The organism is Flagellimonas sp. B-3 (assembly GCF_056857835.1).
In genome coordinates this window covers 181748-203201 of record NZ_JBSXNW010000019.1, presented here as the reverse complement: position 1 = coordinate 203201, position 21454 = coordinate 181748, and the positions used below count along the sequence as shown (strand labels likewise).

Here is a 21454-nt window from a genome sequence, read left to right as displayed (position 1 = left end):
TTTATGAAAGGAAGGATACCAAATAAACAATGGACAAGTGGACATCCCTATTGAGAACCATCCAAAGGAAATTTCGAAGAAGTTGAACATAGTGCCACTAGCGGCGTCACAACAAAACAAAGGCTATGAAAAAGGAATGTTGCGATATTAATGAGCTTATTGAAGATTTCTACAACTATTTAAAACACTTCACCTTAAAAAAGGTCCGGGATGAAACCATTGCGGAAGATATAGTGCAAGAGGTGATGATGAAACTGGTCGAGTCCCATCAAAAAAACACCGATATTGAAAATATCAAGGCCTGGCTGTTTCAAGTTGCCCGAAATACCATTTATGACCATTTTAAAAAAAACAGCCCTGTTGTTGACCTAGATGATGTTACGGCCCTTACAGCAAATGAATCGACCGATCTGGAGCTATCGGTGTACGACTACATGGTGCCCATGATCCAGTTCCTTCCCAAAAAATATGCCGAGCCATTGCAATGGAGCGACATCGACAATCTACCCCAAAAGGACATAGCCAAAAAACTGAACCTCGGGTATTCGGCCGCAAAAATGCGAGTACAAAGGGCAAGAACAAAGCTGCGGGATCTATTTGTGGAATGCTGTGATATCGAGTATGGTGCCAATGGCAACTTCGTCAGTTGCACCGTTAAGGAATCGTGCACCCCGTTAAAAAACCACTTGGTTGATTTTCAAGCATCCACAAAACATCAATAGCTGGTTCCAATTTTTTTTTTTAGAATAATGTGTCTTTTGACACCCCATTTCAGACTACATAGTAAAGTCTAATCCAAAACACGGAACTATGAGTACTGAAATCAAAATTTTGCATTCCTCATGCTGTGCCACAGAATCTCCCATAAAGGCACGAATCGAAAAAATTGCCCAGGAAAACAATCTGGACGTAAGCATCACAGAGCTATCGGATCTCAAGGACACCATGCGCTATGGTGCCTTGTCCTTTCCCTCATTGGCCATCAAGGGGAAAGTTTACGACTATAAGAAGGTCAGTAGCGACGAGGCATTATTGTCAATTCTTTAAAACAATTTCAAAATGGAAGCCTTGACAGATCTGCTTACCCGATTGGCAGACTATATTGTCCATGTCCTTTTGGGCATCGATAATTCGGACACATTCGGCACTGCACTGCACTATTTCATCATTGCCTTTGGCACAATTTCCATATTGGTCGTCCTTGTGACCTATGTGATGGGTACGGTAACGAGCTATTTGCCCATGGAAAAAATCCGGGATTTTTTGGAAAAGCACAAAAGGTCGGGCCTTGGAAATGTTGCTGCATCCAGTCTGGGTGCAGTGACCCCCTTTTGCTCCTGCTCTTCCATTCCATTGTTTGTGGGCATGATGCAAGCAAGGATCCCATTGGGAATATCGCTTTCCTTCCTTATCACCTCGCCTTTGGTGAACGAAATCGCCATTGCCATTTTCTGGGTGGGTTATGGTTGGAAAGTAACGGTAGCGTACCTGCTTTCTGGAATCGCCTTGGGGGTGATCGGTGGAATCATCCTGGAAAAAATGGGCATGGCCAAATACGTGGCAGAATGGCTCAAGGACATTGATGGCGCAGCGCGTTCAGGGGAAAAGGATACCAGAGGCCTGCTGAAACGATTTCCCGAAATTCATCTGGAAGCCATCAGGACACTAAAAAAACTCGTTCCCTATATTTTTATAGGAATAGCGGTAGGGTCATTTATCCATGGCTATGTCCCCGAATCATTTTTTGGGGCCTATATTTCAAGATCCAACCCTCTTGCGGTCCCAATAGCCGTGTTGGTATCGATTCCCCTGTACATTGATGCAGTCGGAATCCTCCCCATATTGGATTCGCTCGTTGGCAAAGGAGTCCCATTGGGAACGGCCATCGCCTTTATGATGGGGTCGATTGGCCTGTCCATACCCGAAGGCCTGCTGCTCAAAAAAGTGATGCAAAAGCAATTGATCATCGCTTTCTTTTCTACCATTGCCATTGGCATGATCCTTTCCGGCTATTTGTTCAATTTCCTTTTTTAACTGCCTATACTTATGAAATGTGACATCTTCAACATTTGGGAAGCCCATCGGAATGATTTAAGGAACTATGTGGGCAAACGCATTTCCAATGCGGATGATGCTGATGATATTATGCAATCGGTCCTTGTCAAGATCACGAAGTATTGTGAGACAAAAAATGATGTAAGGCACATTAAGGCCTGGATCTATAGAATCGCACAACATACGATAATTGACTTCTACAAGAAGTCGAAACGGGTCACCAATGCCAACATGGAACAGCTGCACTTGCACGATTCCCATGATTACGATGAACAAATGTATGTCTGGCTCGATCACTTTATAGACGGCCTACCGACCGAGTACTCCGTACCCTTGCGGCTTTCGGACATAGAAGGCAGACCACAGAAAAAAATTGCCGAACATCTTGACCTGACATTGGCGGCCACCAAATCAAGGATCCAAAGGGCAAGGAAAAAGGTAAGGGCAAAATTTGATGAATGTGGTTTAGTTGAACGCTCTGAAAACCATATATGGATATATACCATAACAAAACCCTGTTGCCTATCCTAATTTTTAAAAAAAGTCTGCATCTTTTCCGCATCTTCCAAGTCTTAGGGGCAAACTTTAATCATTAAAAATTCAAGACAATGGAAGTACAAACAAAAAATACATTGAGGGTAGTGCTTTACCAAGTGGAAATGCCAACAACAGGCAGCAATTCCTGTTCAGCCTGTGACTCTGTTCAGGGCACGTTGATATCTGCGATTCAAGAGGTCCAAAAACTCTTTGTTCATTTGGGCTACGAAATCTTGTTCAGGTCAACAACGGTACAAACGATCGAAGAAGCTGAAAATGCCCAAATTGTTGCTTCACCTACAATAAGGGTTGGCAATCTCGATTTTTATCCTGACCATCGGGAAGATGGCCCAGAAGCACGGGAATGGACCTGGAACGGATCCACCGTGGCCGAACCCAACAAGGAAACCTTGATGGAAGTATTGCTCAAAGGGTATTTTGAACCCAAAAAAGCACGAGGAAAATTGGAGTTGTCCCCGTACATCCTAAACCACTTAAAGGAAAGTGGGATGACAAAACCCAACTGTGGATGTGATTGATAAATTGTACTCGCCACTTCCTGGCCTGACCACTCTGGCTGGGCATTCACTTAAAAAAATCATAAAAGCTCATCGACAAAGATGAGCTTTTTTGCATTTTATTGCTCCACGCCTTCTTTGCAGACCAGGAAACAACTCGAAATGGCACACCTTCATCTCGGCTCAGAAGCCGACCGCTGTATCATCGCCACGCTTATCCGCCCCACCTTCCAATTTGCCATTCTCCAAGATGCGAATGGCATCCACTTTGCCAATGATCCGTGACCTACCTTCATTGATGTTATATCCTTTGAATTTTAATTCTTCGATTGCCTCCGAAGGGAAACCGTCAGGTTCAAAAATCACCACATCGGGCAACCACTGGTGATGAAACCTGGGAGCGTTTACAGCATCCTGCATGCTTAGATTGAACTCATATACATTGAGAATGGTCTGTGCCACTGCCGTGATAATAGTGGAACCGCCAGGGGTTCCCACAACCATGTACAACTCCCCGTCCTTTTCAACTATAGTGGGCGTCATACTGCTCAGCATTCGCTTTTCCGGTGCAATGCTGTTGGCTTCGGTCCCAATCAAACCAAACATATTGGGCACTCCTGGTTTGGAACTGAAATCATCCATTTCATTGTTCATGAAGAAGCCCAATTCTTCAATATACAGTTTGGAACCATATCCCCCGTTCAGGGTGGTGGTTGCGGAAATAGCGTTTCCCTCGCTGTCCACAATGGAGTAATGGGTCGTTTCCATACTCTCATAAATTGCAATATCACCTTGACCGACATCGGATGAGGGTGTGGCCCTGTCAAAAGTGAAATTGGCCATCCTTACTTGAAGATATTTGTCGTTCAACAGCATGCCATAAGGGATGTCCACAAAATCGGGGTCTCCCAAAAAATAATTTCTGTCAGCATAGGCACGTCTGGCCGCTTCCGTGAACAACTGGATGGTCTTGGTGGAATTATGTCCAAATTTTGTGACATCATAGGGTTCCATGATTTTGAATATCTGGTTGATGGTCATCCCTCCGCTGCTTGGCGGCCCCATGGATATGATGTGTAGATCCTTGTAGTCGAACACAATGGGATCTCTCCACTTGGCCTCATATTTGGCAAGGTCCTCTTCTGTGATGAAACCGCCATTTTCTTGGATGTAGGCAGCCAGTTTCTGGGCAACCTCGCCTTTGTAGAAGCCGTCCTTGCCCTTTTTCATGATGATTTCCAAGGTAGTGGCCAGTTCAGGATATTTAATGGTATCACCTTCTTTGAACGGCCCGGCAAATTTTGTACTGTCTCCATTGACCTCAATGAACCGGTCGCGGGTCCGCTCCAAGCGATTCGCCTGTTTTTTGGTTACCACTACTCCCCTTCTTGCCAGGGAAATTATGGGTTCCATAATTTCTTTCAGGGAAAGGTTTCCAAATTTTTCATGTACCGCCAAGACACCGGCCACCGTTCCCGGAACACCGGATGCCGTTGCTCCAGAAGTACTCATGCCAGGGATGACATTGCCCAGGGAATCCAAATACATATCCTTATGTGCAGATAAAGGGGCTTTCTCCCTATAGTCGATACTGCCCACTTCGCCATTGTTCTTGCGATAAACCATAAAACCACCACCGCCAAGGTTTCCTGCAAAGGGGTAGGCCACGGCAAGGGATAGTTCTGTGGCTACCATGGCATCAAAGGCATTGCCCCCCTTTTTCATGATCTCCACCCCAATTTTGGAGGCCTCCTCCCGCGCTGAGACAACCATGGCATGATCGGCCACCAGTCCCGTAGGCTTAGGAGGTACCTTGCGGGTACAGTTTGCAAAAAGGAATAGGATGGGAAGGAGGTAAAGGAGTTTTTTCATTTGGTTTTGTTTTTGAATACTATGTACTAAAAATATTGGTTGTAGGTACGGGAACGGGCGTGGCTTTCCTTTTCAGATTAATGATCCCCGACCATTTCTAAACTAAACAGGTTGGACTAGTCCTTGATACGCTCCAACATGATCCGCATGAGCTCACTGGCACCCTTGTTGGCTTTTTCCTTTAAAAAATCCTTGGGTGTATTATCCCCGACCTCAAAGACCAACGCTTCCGCTCCATGCTCCACAAAGAAATAGTTACGGGACACTGTGGTTGGGACCAATTGGTCATTGGGCTTTATATTGGGGTCATATCCATCGATTTTCTCTTTTAGACTGTCCAACCAGGTCGATACCAGATTGGGCATGTTCCCCTTTAATTTGGGGTCCACAGTATAATAGATATCATCCCAGGTCGAATGAAAATCGATTCCGAAATAAAATTTTCCTTGGGTCTGTTTTACTTTTTCTTCCATGAACTTTTTTACAGCCCGAGTTTCCGGTTGGTTGAAGTTTGACCAGTCCCTGTTCAAATCAATTCCTCCTGTATTATGTCTCCAGAAGCCATTGTCAACCCCATCCGGGTTCATCAATGGAACCACATATATCCCAAATTTCTTTCGAAACCTTTTGGCCAATTTTGAATTGGACGTGATGGTCTCCACAAAGGATTTCATTGCCAAGTACCCCGTCACTTCAGGGGGATGCTGTCTAGAAATGATCATGACCATTCTCTTGGAATCCGTTTTCCCTATCCAGAGCATATTGAGGTCTCTGCCCTCCCTACTTTTGCCGATGGTGCTTTTGGAAACGAATTTACTTTGGGCCAAACTGTCCATCCATGAATTGACTATGATGGAATTTTGCAATTCTTGCCCGGCCACCCATAAGGTATCGGGTCCTACTTCCAACCGTAACCGTACCTTCTCGGGCAAAGACCCTGGTCCAAAAGCCCTTTCCCCCTTTTCAAATTCCTGATATCGTAAGGAGTCCAGTGCCGACCAATTGATACCATCCCTGCTCAACTTGGGGTAATACCTGTGCTTTGCAGTGGCTTGATAGGTCAACATCACATCAATGGAACCCTTTGTCCTGCCCCAGACCTTGAACGCATACCATGGGCTGATGTTGACGGGTGTATTTTCAGAGGTTATCAAGGCTGTATAGGTACTGTCACTGTTCTGGACAATACCATTCAATCTGGCACCTTCAAATTCATTTGAAAATGTGATGCCCTGATTTGGAAATTCAAACTGACCCTTCCATTGTTTTTGAACGGGTCGTGAATCCGTGGGTACGGCATTGACTGGGGGTTGTCCTTGAAACTTTTGCTCTTGGCCATACGAAAGGGGCATCGCCATTAGGTACAGAAGTATTAAAACTTTCTTCATGGTAAACTTGTTAAATAAATTGATTTTTTAATGGAAGTTTCTTGAAATATGTGATTGTGGCCACGTTCACCTTAGGAGCCAACAATATTGTGGACACCATAGTGGGAATGGACATTAGGGCAAAGCTTATGTCGATGACTCCGACCACACCTGAGAGCGAGGAGACGGCACCGATAAAAACCCCCACAACATATATATAGTTGTAGGTATTTCTGTATTTGCCCCCAAAAAGGAAAACAACGCATTTTGACCCGTAATAGGAATAGGTGAACAATGAAGTCAATGCAAACACGCACACTATAAAAACCAATAGGGGGGCTCCATAACCGGGCATGGTCTGCACAAAGGCCTCCAAGGTAATGGCTACACCATTAAGGTCTGCATGCTGCCAACTGTCCGTAACCAAAATGGCAAGAGCGGTCAGGGTACATACCACAATAGTATCTATGAACGGTCCAAGCATGGCCACCAATCCCTCCTTGATCGGTTCGGTGTTCCTCGATGCTCCATGTGCCAAGGGAGCCGTACCGATACCTGCTTCATTCGAGAATGCTGCCCTTCGGACCCCCATGATGATGATAGCACCCAAACTTCCACCTAGAACAGCTTCGCCGGTCATTGCATCAACCAACACCTCCCTTAGGGCTGGGATGATACTGGAATAGTTCTGTATTAGAATATAACTGACCGAAAGAAAATATAAGGTTACCATAAAGGGCACCAATTTGCTTGCTAGATTAGCTATTCTCCCAATTCCACCAAATACCACAAATCCTACCAAGACACTAATTGCAATGGCAATGAGGATCAAGAGTTGGTTTGGATGCTGTCCCATTACTGAGGACGGGGTTACACTGATGATGACCTGGGTCAATTGATTGGCCGTAAAAATGGGCAGAGAACCAAAAATGCCCGCTATTGAAAAGAATATGGCCAATGGTTTCCAAGTTTTCCCCAGTCCTTCCATAATAACGTACATAGGCCCACCTTGGATTTCGCCTGAATCGTCCTTCCCCCGATACATCACGGCCAATGAACATGAATAATATTTGGTGGCCATTCCAATAAGGGCACTAGCCCACATCCAAAAAAGCGCACCGGGACCACCCATGGAAATTGCAATGGCCACCCCCGATATGTTCCCCATTCCCAAGGTGGATGACAATGCAGTGGTCAAGGCCTTGAACGCACTTATTTGTCCCACATTGGATGCGGTTTCATATTTACCCCTTATCACGGCCAGGGCATGCCAGAAATGTCTGAACGGCAAAAGTTTTGAATAGATCAATAAATAAGTTCCCCCGCCTACGAGCAGAATCAACAGGGGTATACCCCAGATCCAGTCACTGATGACGGTAATCGTTTTTTCCATTAGTTCCAATGGCCTATTTTTTGTGTCCGTATTTTAGCGAATAGCGTTCGTAGTCCTTTTGCTGTGGCCCTTCCAAATCTATGTTCTTCCCTTTGATGAATGCCATCATCAAGGCATTTGTCTGGACATCCAATGCATCCCCCTTGGAAACAAAAAGACTTGCGTCCTTTCCAACCTCGATAGAGCCCAACTTGTCATCAACACCCAGGATTTTTGCCGGATTCAATGAAATCATTTTCAACGCCTCTTCCTTTTCCATCCCAAAAGCCACGGCTGTGCCGGCATAAAAAGGCAAATTCATCGAGTTTGAAAGTGACCCTACGTGGTACATGGCCACTTCAATGCCCTTGCTGTGCAACAGTTGTGGCAATCCATAAAATGCATCATACCCCATGTCGTCATGCCTGGGGAGATTATAGGTTGGGGGCACTATTACCGGCACTTCGTTCTCCTTTAAGAAATCAATGACACCAAGTGTGGCATGGGAGGCTATAAGTGACACTTCTTTGATACCAAAGGATTTTGCAAAAGTGATGCCTTCCACAATTTCCTTGGGTTCATCCGCATGAATGACCAAGACCCGTTCACCATGGAACAAATCTTTTATGGCTTCCAATTTCAGGTTGGTTTGGGCCGGTGCCGATTGTTCGTATTGCTTTGCATCCGAGAACAACTTTTGAAGTTCGGCCGTTACAGTTTCGTAAGAATCATTGGGCCTTAGCATCCGACTATTGGTTTTCTCATCATAATAGTTGGAAAGTGAAGAAGGCCAATCTATGTGAATTGCGGCAGCCCTCTCAAAAACCGCGTCCTCCCAGTTCCAACCATCCAGGGACATGACGGATGACGTACCTGGAATAATACCATTGGACCGATTCGATTCAATATGCAAAATACCATTGAACCGCAAAGGGGGAATAAATGTGGAGCTCATATCAAAGGCATAGACCGTTTGTAAATTCGGAAGGTATTCTCCCTCTTCCACCGTATCATTCGAGTGGGGGACGGCATTGATCTCATTGATACCGATAACAGAATTCAGAAGGATAAAGCCAGGATATACCTGTTGTCCACTTATGTCGATAATCGTATAATCCAGACCCTGTGGATCAAGATCTGATGGTTTCCCCAAAAAGGTAATGGTTCCCTTGTCAAAACCTACCGCTGTGTCCTCCAAAACCTGTCCATTGCCTGTATGAACGGTTCCCCCTACCAGTAATATGGGGGCGTCCTGCTCTTTTGCCGCCAATGGCAACATCTGTGCGGTCAGTCCCTCGGTAAGGGCTGTAAGGAGTAGGATAATAATCAATAACGAAAAATATGTGCTGTTCTTCATGGTCTTCTTTTTTTAGTTCTGTGTCTCCAAGGACTCGCAATGGAATTCCACCCGTTCCACGGATATTCTGGTTGATATGTTTTCGGTACCCTCAAGACCCTCCATTTTTTTGAGAATCCGAGATCTTTCTTTCTGATTCTCCCGACGAAGGTGTTGGTCTTTGGCCAAATCAAAGTAAATGGCCCCTTCAATGATGGTCTTTTCAGGTTTGGAATAAAGGGACAATGGATTACCTGTCCAAAGGACGACATCCGCTGATTTGCCCACCTTGATGCTTCCCATGGTATCATCCAGGTGCAAGAGTCTTGCTGGGTTCAATGTGACCATTTTTAAGGCGTCCTCAGGACTGACCCCTCCATATCTTACCATTTTTGCAGCCTCATGGTTCAGGTGTCTCATCGTTTCACCACTATCGGAGTTTAAGGCAGTGACCACCCCTTCGCTGTCCATGATGGGGGCATTGTAGGGAGTACCGTTCCTAGCTTCCCACTTATAGTTCCACCTGTCGGAAAATGTACTCCCCCCAACACCATGTTCCTTCATCCGATCCGCAATCCGATAGCCTTCCAAGGCATGTGTGAATGTGTTAAGAGCAAAACCAAACCGCTCAGCCACCTCCATCAGCATAAGCATCTCTTTTTGTTGGTAGGAGTGGGCTGTGATAAAACGTTTTTCTTCCAAAATCTCCAGCATGGCCTCATGCACCAAATTCTTTCGAGGTTCAACCGCAGCACGTTTTTCTTTTTTGTAGAGACTTTGGTATGCGTCCCAACTTTCCTTATAATGCAATGCTTCCGTGAATGCGTTGGTATAAAACTGTTCCAGGCCCATAAGGCTTCGTGGAAAACGAATGGAAAGCTGGCTTCTCGACCGCTTCACGTTCTCTCCCAAGGCAAACTTTATGAATGGGGCCGCATCTTGGATCAAAAGATCGTTCGGCCCAGAGCCCCATTTCAATTTTATCAGGGCAGATTGTCCGCCAATGGGATCGGAGGAACCATGCAATAGCTGGGCTGCAACGACACCTCCTGCCAAGGCTCGGTATATCGCTGGATCATAAGGATCGATCACATCCTGCATTCTGACCATTCCCGAGTTAGGGGCAATTTCATTGATGCCACCCAAAGCGATATGGGAGTGTTCATCGATGATGCCCGGGGTCAGGTGTTTACCCGTACCGTCAACGACCAGTGCATTGTTGGAATCGATATTGTTCCCTATTTTGGCAATCTTTCCGTTTTCCAAAAGCACATCAACACCAGAGACAATACCTTCCTGTTCATTGGTCCAAACCGTTACATTGGTAATGAGAATGGATTGGGGTTTGATTTTTTCTGCACTGCCAAAGGCCAAAAATGGATAAAACACTTCACCAAGTTCCCCTGGTACTTCCGACTTTTCACCACGGGAATCTTTCTGGCTTGCCTTTTCCTTCATAATGGCCGTCCAACTAAGGTCCTTTTCAAAATTGGAAGTTCCCGTGCCTGCCAATAGGGTCTTCCCGTTTTCAGTTTTGGTCCATCCTTTCAGGTTGTATTGATTTCCATTTGCTGTAAACTTTAACAAGGGCAGGTCACCATCCATTTTTAGATCGACCTTTTCTTCCGTCCCATCATCCAATACCAAATTGGCCTTGAACTTGGATTTTTCATTTTCAATTTCTACGATCAAATCAGCCTTTAGGCCTCCCACCTGTATACTGTATGTTCCTGCGATATCCTTGGAAATTGGGTCATTGACCAAATAGGGTTCCCCCTTTATCCAGTTTTCTAAAATCATGGTCCCCTGTTCAAAAAGATCACCATCCGTGATGATGAAATTGGCCACCTTACCTTCCTGTAAGGTCCCTAAGATATTCTCCACCTTTAATAGTTTGGCAGGAACCGTGGTAACACTGGAGAGTGCAACTGATTTGCTCAGGCCATAAGTCACGGACTTTCTTAAGTTTTTCAAGAAATCTGCCGTGTTTTCCGGTGGAAAGGAGGTAATCGCGAAAGGAACCTTGTTTTTCTCCAGATACGCTGGATTGGAAGGGGCCAGTTCCCAATGCTTTAAATCGCCCAAAGTAATCTTTTCGGTGATATGGGGATCGTTCACATCATAAGCTTGGGGGAAATCTATCGGGATGATCATTGGGGAGTTCATTTGCTTTACCTCTTTCATCCGCTGATATTCGTCCCCGCCTCCCTTGATGATGAATTTGAAACTGAACTCTTCAGCTATTTTGTCTGCACGCAGAGCGGTCAACCAACCTTCGGCCTCCATGATCTTGGGCAAATCCTTATTGGCTATCAGGGCATCCAATGACAGGTCCGAAAATTGTTTGTTCCTATTGGTCTGGTACCATTTGGCATCGTAAAAGGTCTGGCGCAAAAGGGAAATGGTTCCCATCGGGGAAATGGGATAATCCTGTGTTGAGCTGCCCTTGTCAAACGAAAAATGATCGGCCACCTTGGATTTGATGACCATTTGGTTTTCAGTCCCCTCACCAAGGGCAACCAGTGCTGCGGTTCCCCTTGCGATCCCATCCCGTCTGAGTGCGGCGACCGAACCAAATCCCTGGGCCCTTAATTTGACCGCTTGTTTCTTGTCCACGGTAAAGTGCTCGGAGCTGTTGTAATGTGATTTTATGGCTTCGTTGGCATTGTAGGGTCCCTTGGTACTGGATTGTATCTGTTCCCTACTCACAAAAGGACTCCTGAATGGGGGACGCTTTACCTCTGGCTGTCCATATTCACTGAACATTTCAATGAACGATGGATAGACATACCGACCCTTAAGATCAATTTCCCTATACCCTATTGGCACTTCATTTTTTGGATTGACAGACACAACCTTTCCATTGTCGATCAATAGCGTAGCGTTCTCCATGATTTGGGATGGATCGACCACAACCGTGGCATTTGTAAATGCCACCGCCGTAGGCCTTTCATCTAGGACATCATTTTTAGGAAATGTTTCTTGTGCATAGGAGCTTGTGGTAAAAAATATGATACACATAATCAATATGTACCTTGAGTTTTCTTTGGTTTTCATATTTTAAAATTGTCATTTGAATTATGTAAATGGTAGTCCTTATCTTTATTTATACTTTCTTTTTAAAAAGAAAAACGCTGCGGGCCTCCCCTTCGGATGTCCTCACTGGCGTAGGCTTCAAACTTTTTGAAATTCTCCCGAAATGCGTTTGTAAGCTTGAATGCGGTCTTGTAATAGGCCTCATCATTGTTCCATGTGGCCCTGGGACTCAGCACACGGCTTGGAACCCCGGGGCATTCCCTGGGCTGGGCAACCCCAAATACGGAATGGATATGATACTTGTCATAGCTGTAGAGCCCCAATTCACCACTAAGGGCAGCACTGATCATGGCACGTGTATACTTTAGCTTCATACGGGTGCCCACACCATAGGGACCTCCGGTCCATCCCGTATTGATAAGCCAAACATCCACTCTTGACTCCACCATTTTTTTGCTCAACTTTTCGGCGTATTCGGCGGGATGTAAAGGCATGAATGGGGCACCGAAGCATGCGGAGAACGACGGTTGGGGCTCAACAACACCAGCCTCTGTCCCAGCCACTTTGGCCGTATAGCCCGAAATAAAATGATAGGCGGCCTGTGCCGGTGTTAACTTGGAAATAGGAGGGAGTACCCCAAAAGCATCAGCGGTAAGAAAAAAAATGTTCTTTACATTTTCACCTATCGATGGTTGTTGGATGTTCTCAATATGGTAAATGGGATAGCTGACCCTTGTATTCTGTGTAATGGTAGTATCTGTAAAGTCCACGTCCCCTTTATCGTCCATCACCACATTTTCCAAAATGGCCCCTTTCTTGATGGCCCCATAAATCTCCGGCTCATTATCTTTGGAAAGGTCGATCACCTTGGCATAGCAGCCCCCTTCAAAATTGAACACGGCATTGTCGGGCGTCCAGCCGTGCTCGTCGTCGCCGATCAGTTTTCGGTTCGGGTCTGTGGACAGTGTGGTCTTCCCGGTTCCCGATAGACCGAAGAAAATGGCTGTATCGCCTGATTCCCCAACGTTGGCCGAACAATGCATGGGCAGGATGTTCCTATAAACGGGCAAAATAAAGTTCAATGCCGAAAATATTCCTTTTTTCATCTCCCCCGTATAGCCCGTTCCCCCGATAAGGGCGATCTTTCTACTAAAGTTGAGGATGGCAAAGTTGTGCTGCCGCGTACCGTCCACTCTGGGGTCCGCCATAAACCCAGGGGCATTGACAACCGTCCATTCCGGGTCAAAACCCTCCAGATCGTCCTCGGTGGGGCGAAGGAACATGTTGTGGGCGAACATATTGGACCAAGGGTATTCATTGATGACCCTAATGTTGAGTTTGTAGTTGTTATCCGCGCAAGCGTATGAGTCCCGAACAAAAAGTTCTTTTTTATTAAGATAGGCGATCACCTTATCATAGAGCCTATCAAACTGCCCACTTTCAAAGGGAATGTTGATGTTTCCCCACCACACTTTATCCTTGGTGATAGCATCCTTCACAATAAAACGATCTTTGGGCGACCTCCCGGTAAACTCCCCTGTATTTACCGTCAAAACACCGGACGATGTTTCTTGTCCCATGCCTTTTTCCAAGGTAATGTCGTGCAACTCATCAGAAGAAAGTTGGTACTGAAAATTGTTGTGCTCAATGCCATAAGGCTTCAATGAAAACGTTTTTCCTTTGAGGTTTGTTTTATTCATACTGAATTGATTTTAAATAGCATAGCTCGGTGATTCGTTCACATAAGAAGACAATTGAGCAAGTGTTATATTTCGAACCATTGTTCCAATTTCTCTCTTGTTTTTTTTTCAGATTTGTGATGAAATTCATTGTTCGCTGAATTATAAACGTAATCCTTGCCCATTGTAAGCCCATTTTCAGAAATTTCTGTGATGGCGCAAATAATATAGTCCAGTTCGTAGTCCGTCATGGTGGGGTGGAGCGACAACCGTACCCAACCAGGTTTGTCCTTTAGATTTCCATGTTCGATCTGATCGGTAATATGTTTGGAATTTTCCCGGGAGACCTCCAACAATATATGTCCATAGGTGCCGGCACAGGAACAGCCACCTCTGACCTGGATCCCATAATGATCGTTCAGCAACCGGACCACTAAATTGTAATGGAGATGTTCCACATAAAAGGAAAACACACCTAAGCGGTACCTGACCTCTGGTGCAAATACATGGATGCCCTTGATTTTAGGGAGTTCCTCAAAACATTTTCGAGTAAGTTCATTCTCTCTTTGACGGATTTTATCCACTCCCATTTTTTCCTTTAGCCCTATGGACAGTGCCGTTCTGATGGTCTGTAAGAATCCGGGGGTCCCCCCATCCTCCCTGGCCTCGATGCTGTCAAAAAAGCTGTGCCCTCCCCAAGGGTTGGTCCATTTCACGGTACCGCCACCGGGATTGTCCGGAATCCGGTTTTTGTAGAGTTCTTTATCAAAGACCAATACCCCGGAACTTCCCGGGCCTCCCAAAAACTTGTGCGGGGAAAAAAAGATGGCATCCAATTTTCTCTCTTTTTGGGTCGGGTGCATATCCATTTGCACATAAGGAGCGGATGCTGCGAAATCCACAAAACAGTACCCTCCGTATTCGTGCATGATCTCTGCCAGTTCATAATAGGGGGTGCCAATGCCGGTCACATTGGAGCAGGCCGTGAACGATCCGATCTTCAACTTTCTGTCACTATATTTTTCCAGTTCTTTTCTTAATTGGCCGGCATCTACGAACAGGTCATCAGTAGGCTTTAGCAGTACAACATCGGCAATGGTTTCCAGCCAGGTGGTCTGGTTGGAATGGTGTTCCATATGGGTGAGGAATACGACCGGCCTTTCCTTTTCGGGGATGGCGAGCGATTTTTGGAACTTTTCAGGCACCTTCAGGCCCAAGATCCGTTGAAATTTGCATAGGACTCCGGTCATACCGGTATCCGTTGTAATAATGACATCATCCATGGAAGCATTGACATGATGCTTGATCCGATTCTTGGCCTCTTCATAAAGGTGGGTCATTAACTTGCCCGTATAGGTAGTTTCAGAATGGGTATTTCCCACATAGGGCCCAATTTTATCCGTGATAGTATCCTCAATAGGACCGTACAACCTACCACTGGCGATCCAATCCGCATAGACCAACTTTTTAGATCCAAAGGGAGTCTCGATCATTTGGTCGATGCCTATGATATTTTTCCTGAAGGAGCCAAAATATGACTCCAATGTCATCTTTTCTTGTTTTGACATTGACAATAGTTTTTTAAGGCTGCCCTTCACCGATGGAATATCTTAGTGACTAACTCAAATAACTTTAGCAAATGACTTTCCAAAACCCCTGAGTGGAAGCATGTACATTTCTAAAATTGTATTCAATCAACAAGGACAGCCTTTAAGTGTATCTTATTTAAAGTAGATTTATTTTTTCCTTGGAAAACCAATTCCACACGTGCAACATGGTTAACGGCATAAAGTACCGATGTTCCATTCCCTTGGTCAAAGAACTAGTACTCCCAGTTCGACTCAATAAAGGTCAGATAATCGTTCACCGATCGGGCGAATGCATTGGCAAACTTGATACGGTTTTCTTGCGAATCCCTCACACCTTGAAAATTTGCTTCTATCTGCATGCCGAATACTTTGGGATGATCGGAAGCGGTATATCTCCTTGTATTGTAGCCTCCAGTAAAGTATGGCTCTCCCTCCTTTGGGTGTGGGTCATCAAGGCTTGGAACTGCCGGAAAACCGGATTTTTCCATCAAAGTACCAAAGGCGTTTTCTCCTGTCAACAAATCCTTAAGAATCAACTTCGGGTTGTTTTCCAGCAGGTTTTGTACGGATGTTCTTGTCCCAATTTCTGAATCGTTTCCGGTACTTTCATAGTTTTTCTGTAATGCCGGGGCCCTTAAAAGGTACCCCAGTTCCAATCGTTTTACGGGATGACTTTGGCCATGTAGATCGATGTACATGGCATAACCAAACTCCTTAATGGCAGCATCTATGGCTTCTTCGATATACTTGTGGTATTGTTTCCACGTATATTCCATTTGAGGATTTCCGCATGTCGCTTGTTCAAGGTCCCGGTTAAAATCGACTTTGGTCCTTGCCAATCGGGCCACGATCAAATAGGGTTTCTTGCCCAATTGTCCAAAAGCATTTTCGATTTCGAAGGCCAGTTCTGCCGTATTGTTGTCCATCACCTTGGTCCCGCAGTCCCTGTCCCCAATCGCATCAGGAGAAATAGTGCCTCCATGGGGGGCACTGATGATTAATGGCATGTTGCCCGTAACGGTTTCCAACCAGTCATCATCAAAAAAAGCTTGTCTTTTCGACAGTTCACTTTCCTTATGGGATGGTTCCGTTATGTTTTTGCTGCCAGAGCACTGCACTTGAAAAAGTGCAGTGATACTTAGCAAGCAAAGAATCATACTCTTTCTGACCAAAGTTTGAAAAATAAAATCCTTACGCATTTCTTGGTTTGATTTTGATTTTACAAACATCTATTGGTTCACCCGGGTAGGTGCATACAGCCCTGGATCTGATGGTGCCAACGGATTGGACAAAACCTCATCCTGTGGATACAGCATACGTTCCACATTCTGGGTGCTGGTCGGCACATTCAATGGGAAAGGAACAGCAATATCCGAATCCTCTTTTTTCAACCTACGTGCATCATCAAAAGGCATGAAAGTTGTAAAGCCTGTCACATATCTCTCTTCCACGATTTCACGTAACAATGCTCTTTCAGGATCGATATTGTCCATATTCTCCATGCCGCCGGCATCAAAATCCGCACTGACATAGGGTTCGTACACATAAGGTTCAGCCATAAAATTGGCATTCAAAAAACCTCCAGTATCCAAGAAATCCCGTAATTCGTTCAAATGTCCCAAGCCCACATTGAACCCCTGTGTCCTTGTTCCCGACTCGGCCAAGATGAGCAGGTTCTCCTGATAGGTGATCATGGGCTGCGGTTCCAGTTCCTGTGCCACGCCTAGATTTCCATCTGCATCCGATTGGTCAATAATATAATACTGGTGCCTGGCCGTTTCATCGGTCTTGGCATTGTTACGAGAAATACCGCTTGTCCCGTCCAAGAGCTGCATCAGATAACTGTCGCCTGTACCCACATTAGGCCCGCCGGCCAAAACAATGTAGTACTTGTTTTTGGTGGCATTTTGCCCCGTTACATCAAGTGGGTCGAACATCATATTGTTTTCGTCGGAGGAAATCCCGTTCAAAGCGGCGCTGTATGCCAATGCATATTCTTTGGTGTGCATATAATAGCGCGCTTTCAGCGTCCATGCGGATTCCAGCCACTTAATTCGGTTTCCTTGGAAAATGTAATCTTCCAGTACGCCAAAACCTTGGGCAACCTCAAGATTGGCAATGGCTTCGTCCAATAAAATCTGTAATTGCTCAAAAACAAGGGTTTGATCATCAAATTGCGGGTTTTCAATTTCGCCCAAGGCTTCCGAATAGGGGATGTCCCCGAAAAGCGACGCATAGGTGCCGACCAAATGGGCCTCGATCACCTTGGAGATGCCCAACAACAAAGGGTTGTCCGTGGTTCTTTCCTGTATCTCCCTCAAGGGGGTCAACACACTCTGATACCCATCCCAGTCAAAAGTGTTGTTGGCAACATTGTACTGGAAACGTTCCAGTTCCACCTGTTCAAAACCGATCAACTGACCGGACCAATAACCGGCCATTCTACTATAAGGCCCAAGTTGTATGGCAATGTTTGACAGTTCCGCCCCGTTTACAAAAAGCCCGGGGTCGATGTCATTCAAAGTCAATTGATTGGGGTTTTCATTTAGGTCATCGACTAATTTTTCACAACTCAAAAAAGCGAAAGCGGTGAAAATCAATAGAAATTTTATATATGTTGATTTCATGATAGTTTCAGTTTTAGAAATTGGCTTGGACATTGAACAGAATAGATCTGGTACCAGGGTTGTTGAAATAATTCATACCAAATGCATTGCTCACTCCATAATTATTGGTCTCGGGATCAACATCCTTGATGCCCGTCCATAAGATAAGGTCACGTCCGGTCACAGATATCCGAAAGGAATCCAATGCGAGTTTTTTGGTCACTTTAAGGTCAGAGAAGGTATAGCCAAGGGTAACATTTCGAAGTTTCGTCCATGTGGCGTCCTCTATGAATAAATCGTTGGTCTTGTTGAAACCAAGCCCCCCACCTATGCCGCGGTACCACGATTCGTCAAGCAATACATTGCCTTCCCCAAAGTTGGCAATATTGCCCCGAACCGTTGTCCCGGCAGGGAAAACATCCCCATTGACATTGACAAGGTCCTCGGAAAGGGTAATCTCTTGGGCCACATCCTCGTGGACCCCAAATCCATATAGGACAACCCTGGTCCTATTGATGTAGTCGCCCCCATGGGAATGTTCAAACAAGAAACTAAAATCAAGGTCCTTCCATTGCAGCTGCATCCCTATTCCGCCCCGCCAATCCGGGTTGGGGTCTCCCAATACGCGGCTTTCGGTGTCCAATTGGGGAAAGCCATTGGCATCCAATGCCAAGCTATTGTCCTCATTTCGTAGGGTCCCCGGTAGAAAGAATGAGCTCATGGGATAGCCTTTAACCGCTTTGGAGGTCCCTCCAATATCCACGGTTTCCGCTCCCGCAATATCCACCACCATGTTCTCATTATTGTTATAGTTGGTATTTATAGAAAGATTGAAATCGTCCGATTCAATCAGCTTGCCCGTTAAATCGATTTCAAGACCTTTGTTTTCAATGACAGCTGCATTTTTGTAATTGAAATTGAACCCAGAACTGGGATTGGCCTTTACGGCGAACAGGATATCTTTGGTTTCATTCCTATAGTAGGTTACACCCAATCCCACCCTATCTTTGAAGAATCGTAGGTCACTTCCTATTTCCCATTCGGTTTTGATCTCCGGTTTTAGGTTGGGGTTGCCCTTTTCGGAATCCACCATAAAACTTCCACCAAACGTGGAAAAACCAGTGGTTGCCAAGGTCTCAAACTTATAGGGGGCTGGTTGGATACCTACCTTTCCCCAAGCGGCCCTGAGTTTTCCGAAGCTCAAGAAATCGGAGTCCATAAGGTCGCTGAATTGCCAGGCCATGTCCACAGAAGGATAGAAAAAGCTTCCCTTTATGGTGGAAGAAGCTTCCAAGGCCCCTGAAAAGTTGACAAACAATTGATTGTAAAGGCTCACCCCCAATATACCATAACCTCGGTTGGAACGAATGTGTTGAAGCGTCCTGTCCCAAGCGGTGGCCGCTTGATCTGGGTTAAGATCAGTTGTGAGCAACCGTGAATCAACGGCAAAAGGGCTTATGGTGTTTTCATTTATTGCTCTTTTTCTATCATTGAAGTTAACGCCAAGGGTAGCGGAGACCCCAAACTCATTGCTGAAATCATGCGTGGCAATAACAATCCCATCCAAATTGAATTCCTTACTGTTGATGTCTGTCTGGCTCCAATACCCTCCGCTTCTAAGACCACTGGCGGATCCCATCGGATAAAATTGGCTTCTTGAGTCCGTATAGTAGTCCAACCCTCCCCTAAGGATGACCTTTAGCCAATTTGCAGGGTCAATGGTCAGTTCGGGGTTTATGATGAACCTGTTGACGTCATTGGGTGCTTTCTGCTCGTTGAGGGTCCATAAGGGATTGTTGTAGATCGGGTTTTCAGATTCCCCAAGGTGCCTTCTGTACGAACGTTGGCGATTTGCGAAGATGTCCCCGTTGGATGCGGTATATGTACCGATATAATCCGTGATGTCAAAATCCGGGGCAGCCCGTAAAAGTCCCAATAGAATCCCGTTTGTGGTTTCCCCTGCCTGTTCAATACGATTGGATTTGGTATTGGTATAGGAGACCCTATTGTTCCAGGTCAACCAGTCGGTAACCTGGAACTTTGTGTTCAACCTTACATTTTGTCTTTTATAGTCATAATTTTCAATGATCCCCTTTTGGTCCAAGTTTTCATAACTGAAAAAGTAGGAGGCTTTTTCCCCTCCACCGCTTACCGATACATTGTGTTGGGAAAAGGTTCCTATCCGAAAAACCTTGTCATAATTGCTGTCACTATAGGTTTCCCTGGAATTTTTAGTAATGACAGGATAGTATCTTTCCCCTGAGGTGTTTGAGACAAAAAAGGCCCCTGAGGTATCCACTTCGTCCGCCCCACCGGAACGATCTGCTATTTTGTCCCCCCAGGATTCTGCGAATGAGGCACTATATACCCCGTTGCGTCCCTGCCCATAGGAATCTTGAAGCGGTGTTCGGACGTTGATATAATCATAGGATTGTGAAAAGGAATATTGTACGGATGGTTTCTTGCCCAATTGCCCGCTCTTGGTGGTGATGACAATGACCCCGTTGGCCGCTCGGGAACCCCAGAGCGCAGCAGCGGATGCGCCTTTCAAAATTTGTACCGAGGCTATATCCTTGGGATTGATGTCGTCCAATCGGGACTGTTGGCTCAGGGTAACACCCCCGATGTTGTCATTGCTTACAGGGATCCCATCCAGGATGATCAGGGGTTGGCTTGCCCCTTGAATGGTATTGGCACCACGTATTTGTATTGATGAACCTGCACCCGGATCCCCATTGGACTTACCGATACGAACACCGGAGGCCTTCCCTGCCAGGGAATTGATCAGACCTGCTTCACCAGCCTTTTCTATATTGTCCGATTGGATAGAGGAACTTGTGGAACCTGATTCGTCTTTTAGTTGCTTGGTTCCAATTGCCGTTACCACCACTTCTTCCAGATTACTGACACTGGGCACCATGGCAACATTGATGGTCGCTTCATCACCAACTGTAATTTCAGTGGTCTGGTAACCTATGTAGGAATATATCAGGACATCGCCTTTGGACGCTTCGATGGTATATTTCCCATCAAAATCGGAAGAAACCCCTTTGGTGGTCCCCTTTAAAACAATGCTTACACCAGGCAATGGGGCATTGTTCTCATCGGTGATGGTACCGGTCACCATTATACTTTGCTGCGGTTTCACCAGAGTGTTTGGATAATCATTTTCAGCGATTGGTTCTTTTTCCAATAGCACAATGAGTTTCCTCCTTACTTCAAAAGCAATATTGCTATCTTTCAAGATTAGGTCCATTAGGGTCCCGATTTTCACTTTCTTGACATCGATCGTGATCCTTCTATTGACATCAAGGGCTGAGTTTTTATACAAAATGTTGTAATCCGTATTCTTTTCAATTTCATTGAATATTGATGCTATGGTAGCATTTTCCAATTTCATGGAAATAAACTTCTGTGAATAGGAACTGTTGGCCTGCAGTTGGAACAGTGCAGCCAACAAAAACAATGCTGAAATTTTCATTTTCAA

General features: G+C 45.4%; 15 protein-coding genes. 5 read left to right on the top strand and 10 right to left on the bottom strand.

What is annotated here, in order from left to right; all coding sequences use genetic code 11:
- Positions 1-125: 125 nt before the first annotated feature.
- The 5 genes from AC13CS_RS08275 to AC13CS_RS08255 all read left to right on the top strand — a co-directional run bounded on the left by AC13CS_RS08275 (position 126) and on the right by AC13CS_RS08255 (position 3131).
- Positions 126-722 carry a sigma-70 family RNA polymerase sigma factor gene (locus AC13CS_RS08275; protein WP_293164450.1) on the top strand — a complete coding sequence of 199 codons (597 nt, stop codon included), beginning with the start codon at positions 126-128 and terminating at the stop codon, positions 720-722.
- Positions 723-810: 88 nt separating this feature from the next.
- Complete coding sequence (locus tag AC13CS_RS08270; RefSeq protein ID WP_293164453.1) at positions 811-1047, top strand: thioredoxin family protein; 237 nt, start codon at positions 811-813, stop codon at positions 1045-1047.
- Between the two features lie 12 nt (positions 1048-1059).
- Positions 1060-2034: a permease gene (locus tag AC13CS_RS08265; RefSeq protein ID WP_293164456.1), complete on the top strand. Its 975-nt coding sequence runs from the start codon at positions 1060-1062 to the stop codon at positions 2032-2034.
- 12 nt (positions 2035-2046) lie between these two features.
- Positions 2047-2586 carry a sigma-70 family RNA polymerase sigma factor gene (locus AC13CS_RS08260; RefSeq protein WP_293164459.1) on the top strand — a complete coding sequence of 180 codons (540 nt, stop codon included), beginning with the start codon at positions 2047-2049 and terminating at the stop codon, positions 2584-2586.
- A gap of 77 nt (positions 2587-2663) precedes the next feature.
- Positions 2664-3131: a DUF2703 domain-containing protein gene (locus AC13CS_RS08255; protein WP_293164462.1), complete on the top strand. Its 468-nt coding sequence runs from the start codon at positions 2664-2666 to the stop codon at positions 3129-3131.
- 162 nt (positions 3132-3293) lie between these two features.
- Here the strand turns inward: AC13CS_RS08255 and ggt are convergent, their stop codons facing one another.
- From ggt to AC13CS_RS08205, 10 genes are all read right to left on the bottom strand, one after another.
- Positions 3294-4982, bottom strand: a complete 1689-nt coding sequence (gene ggt / locus AC13CS_RS08250) for a gamma-glutamyltransferase (RefSeq protein ID WP_293164465.1) — start codon at positions 4980-4982, stop codon at positions 3294-3296.
- A gap of 116 nt (positions 4983-5098) precedes the next feature.
- Complete coding sequence (locus AC13CS_RS08245; protein ID WP_293164468.1) at positions 5099-6370, bottom strand: M14 family metallopeptidase; 1272 nt, start codon at positions 6368-6370, stop codon at positions 5099-5101.
- A 10-nt stretch (positions 6371-6380) separates the two neighbouring features.
- Positions 6381-7742: an amino acid carrier protein gene (locus tag AC13CS_RS08240; RefSeq protein WP_293165250.1), complete on the bottom strand. Its 1362-nt coding sequence runs from the start codon at positions 7740-7742 to the stop codon at positions 6381-6383.
- Positions 7743-7755: 13 nt separating this feature from the next.
- On the bottom strand, positions 7756-9078 hold the full coding sequence (locus AC13CS_RS08235) for an amidohydrolase family protein (protein ID WP_293164471.1): 1323 nt from the start codon (positions 9076-9078) through the stop codon (positions 7756-7758).
- A 12-nt stretch (positions 9079-9090) separates the two neighbouring features.
- Positions 9091-12114, bottom strand: a complete 3024-nt coding sequence (locus AC13CS_RS08230; RefSeq protein WP_293164474.1) for an amidohydrolase family protein — start codon at positions 12112-12114, stop codon at positions 9091-9093.
- 62 nt (positions 12115-12176) lie between these two features.
- Complete coding sequence (gene pckA, locus AC13CS_RS08225) at positions 12177-13793, bottom strand: phosphoenolpyruvate carboxykinase (ATP) (RefSeq protein ID WP_293164476.1); 1617 nt, start codon at positions 13791-13793, stop codon at positions 12177-12179.
- A 65-nt stretch (positions 13794-13858) separates the two neighbouring features.
- Positions 13859-15340 (bottom strand): aminotransferase class V-fold PLP-dependent enzyme, encoded by a 1482-nt coding sequence (locus AC13CS_RS08220; RefSeq protein WP_293164479.1) that lies wholly within the window; start codon positions 15338-15340, stop codon positions 13859-13861.
- A 254-nt stretch (positions 15341-15594) separates the two neighbouring features.
- Positions 15595-16560: an N-formylglutamate amidohydrolase gene (locus AC13CS_RS08215; protein ID WP_293164482.1), complete on the bottom strand. Its 966-nt coding sequence runs from the start codon at positions 16558-16560 to the stop codon at positions 15595-15597.
- 30 nt (positions 16561-16590) lie between these two features.
- Positions 16591-17988, bottom strand: coding sequence for a SusD/RagB family nutrient-binding outer membrane lipoprotein (locus AC13CS_RS08210; protein WP_293164485.1), 1398 nt, complete (start codon positions 17986-17988; stop codon positions 16591-16593).
- Positions 17989-18001: 13 nt separating this feature from the next.
- Complete coding sequence (locus AC13CS_RS08205) at positions 18002-21448, bottom strand: SusC/RagA family TonB-linked outer membrane protein (RefSeq protein ID WP_293164488.1); 3447 nt, start codon at positions 21446-21448, stop codon at positions 18002-18004.
- Positions 21449-21454 lie beyond the last annotated feature (6 nt).

Excerpts from the sequence above, each read along its gene's own strand:
- AC13CS_RS08230 (WP_293164474.1), bottom strand. The coding sequence starts at position 12,114 with ATGAAAACCAAAGAAAACTCAAGGTACATATTGATTATGTGTATCATA.
- AC13CS_RS08220 (WP_293164479.1), bottom strand. The coding sequence starts at position 15,340 with ATGTCAAAACAAGAAAAGATGACATTGGAGTCATATTTTGGCTCCTTC.
- AC13CS_RS08235 (WP_293164471.1), bottom strand. The coding sequence starts at position 9,078 with ATGAAGAACAGCACATATTTTTCGTTATTGATTATTATCCTACTCCTT.
- pckA (WP_293164476.1), bottom strand. The coding sequence starts at position 13,793 with ATGAATAAAACAAACCTCAAAGGAAAAACGTTTTCATTGAAGCCTTAT.
- AC13CS_RS08275 (WP_293164450.1), top strand. The coding sequence starts at position 126 with ATGAAAAAGGAATGTTGCGATATTAATGAGCTTATTGAAGATTTCTAC.
- AC13CS_RS08255 (WP_293164462.1), top strand. The coding sequence starts at position 2,664 with ATGGAAGTACAAACAAAAAATACATTGAGGGTAGTGCTTTACCAAGTG.
- AC13CS_RS08260 (WP_293164459.1), top strand. The coding sequence starts at position 2,047 with ATGAAATGTGACATCTTCAACATTTGGGAAGCCCATCGGAATGATTTA.
- AC13CS_RS08215 (WP_293164482.1), bottom strand. The coding sequence starts at position 16,560 with ATGCGTAAGGATTTTATTTTTCAAACTTTGGTCAGAAAGAGTATGATT.
- ggt (WP_293164465.1), bottom strand. The coding sequence starts at position 4,982 with ATGAAAAAACTCCTTTACCTCCTTCCCATCCTATTCCTTTTTGCAAAC.
- AC13CS_RS08210 (WP_293164485.1), bottom strand. The coding sequence starts at position 17,988 with ATGAAATCAACATATATAAAATTTCTATTGATTTTCACCGCTTTCGCT.
- AC13CS_RS08240 (WP_293165250.1), bottom strand. The coding sequence starts at position 7,742 with ATGGAAAAAACGATTACCGTCATCAGTGACTGGATCTGGGGTATACCC.
- AC13CS_RS08205 (WP_293164488.1), bottom strand. The coding sequence starts at position 21,448 with ATGAAAATTTCAGCATTGTTTTTGTTGGCTGCACTGTTCCAACTGCAG.
- AC13CS_RS08265 (WP_293164456.1), top strand. The coding sequence starts at position 1,060 with ATGGAAGCCTTGACAGATCTGCTTACCCGATTGGCAGACTATATTGTC.
- AC13CS_RS08245 (WP_293164468.1), bottom strand. The coding sequence starts at position 6,370 with ATGAAGAAAGTTTTAATACTTCTGTACCTAATGGCGATGCCCCTTTCG.
- AC13CS_RS08270 (WP_293164453.1), top strand. The coding sequence starts at position 811 with ATGAGTACTGAAATCAAAATTTTGCATTCCTCATGCTGTGCCACAGAA.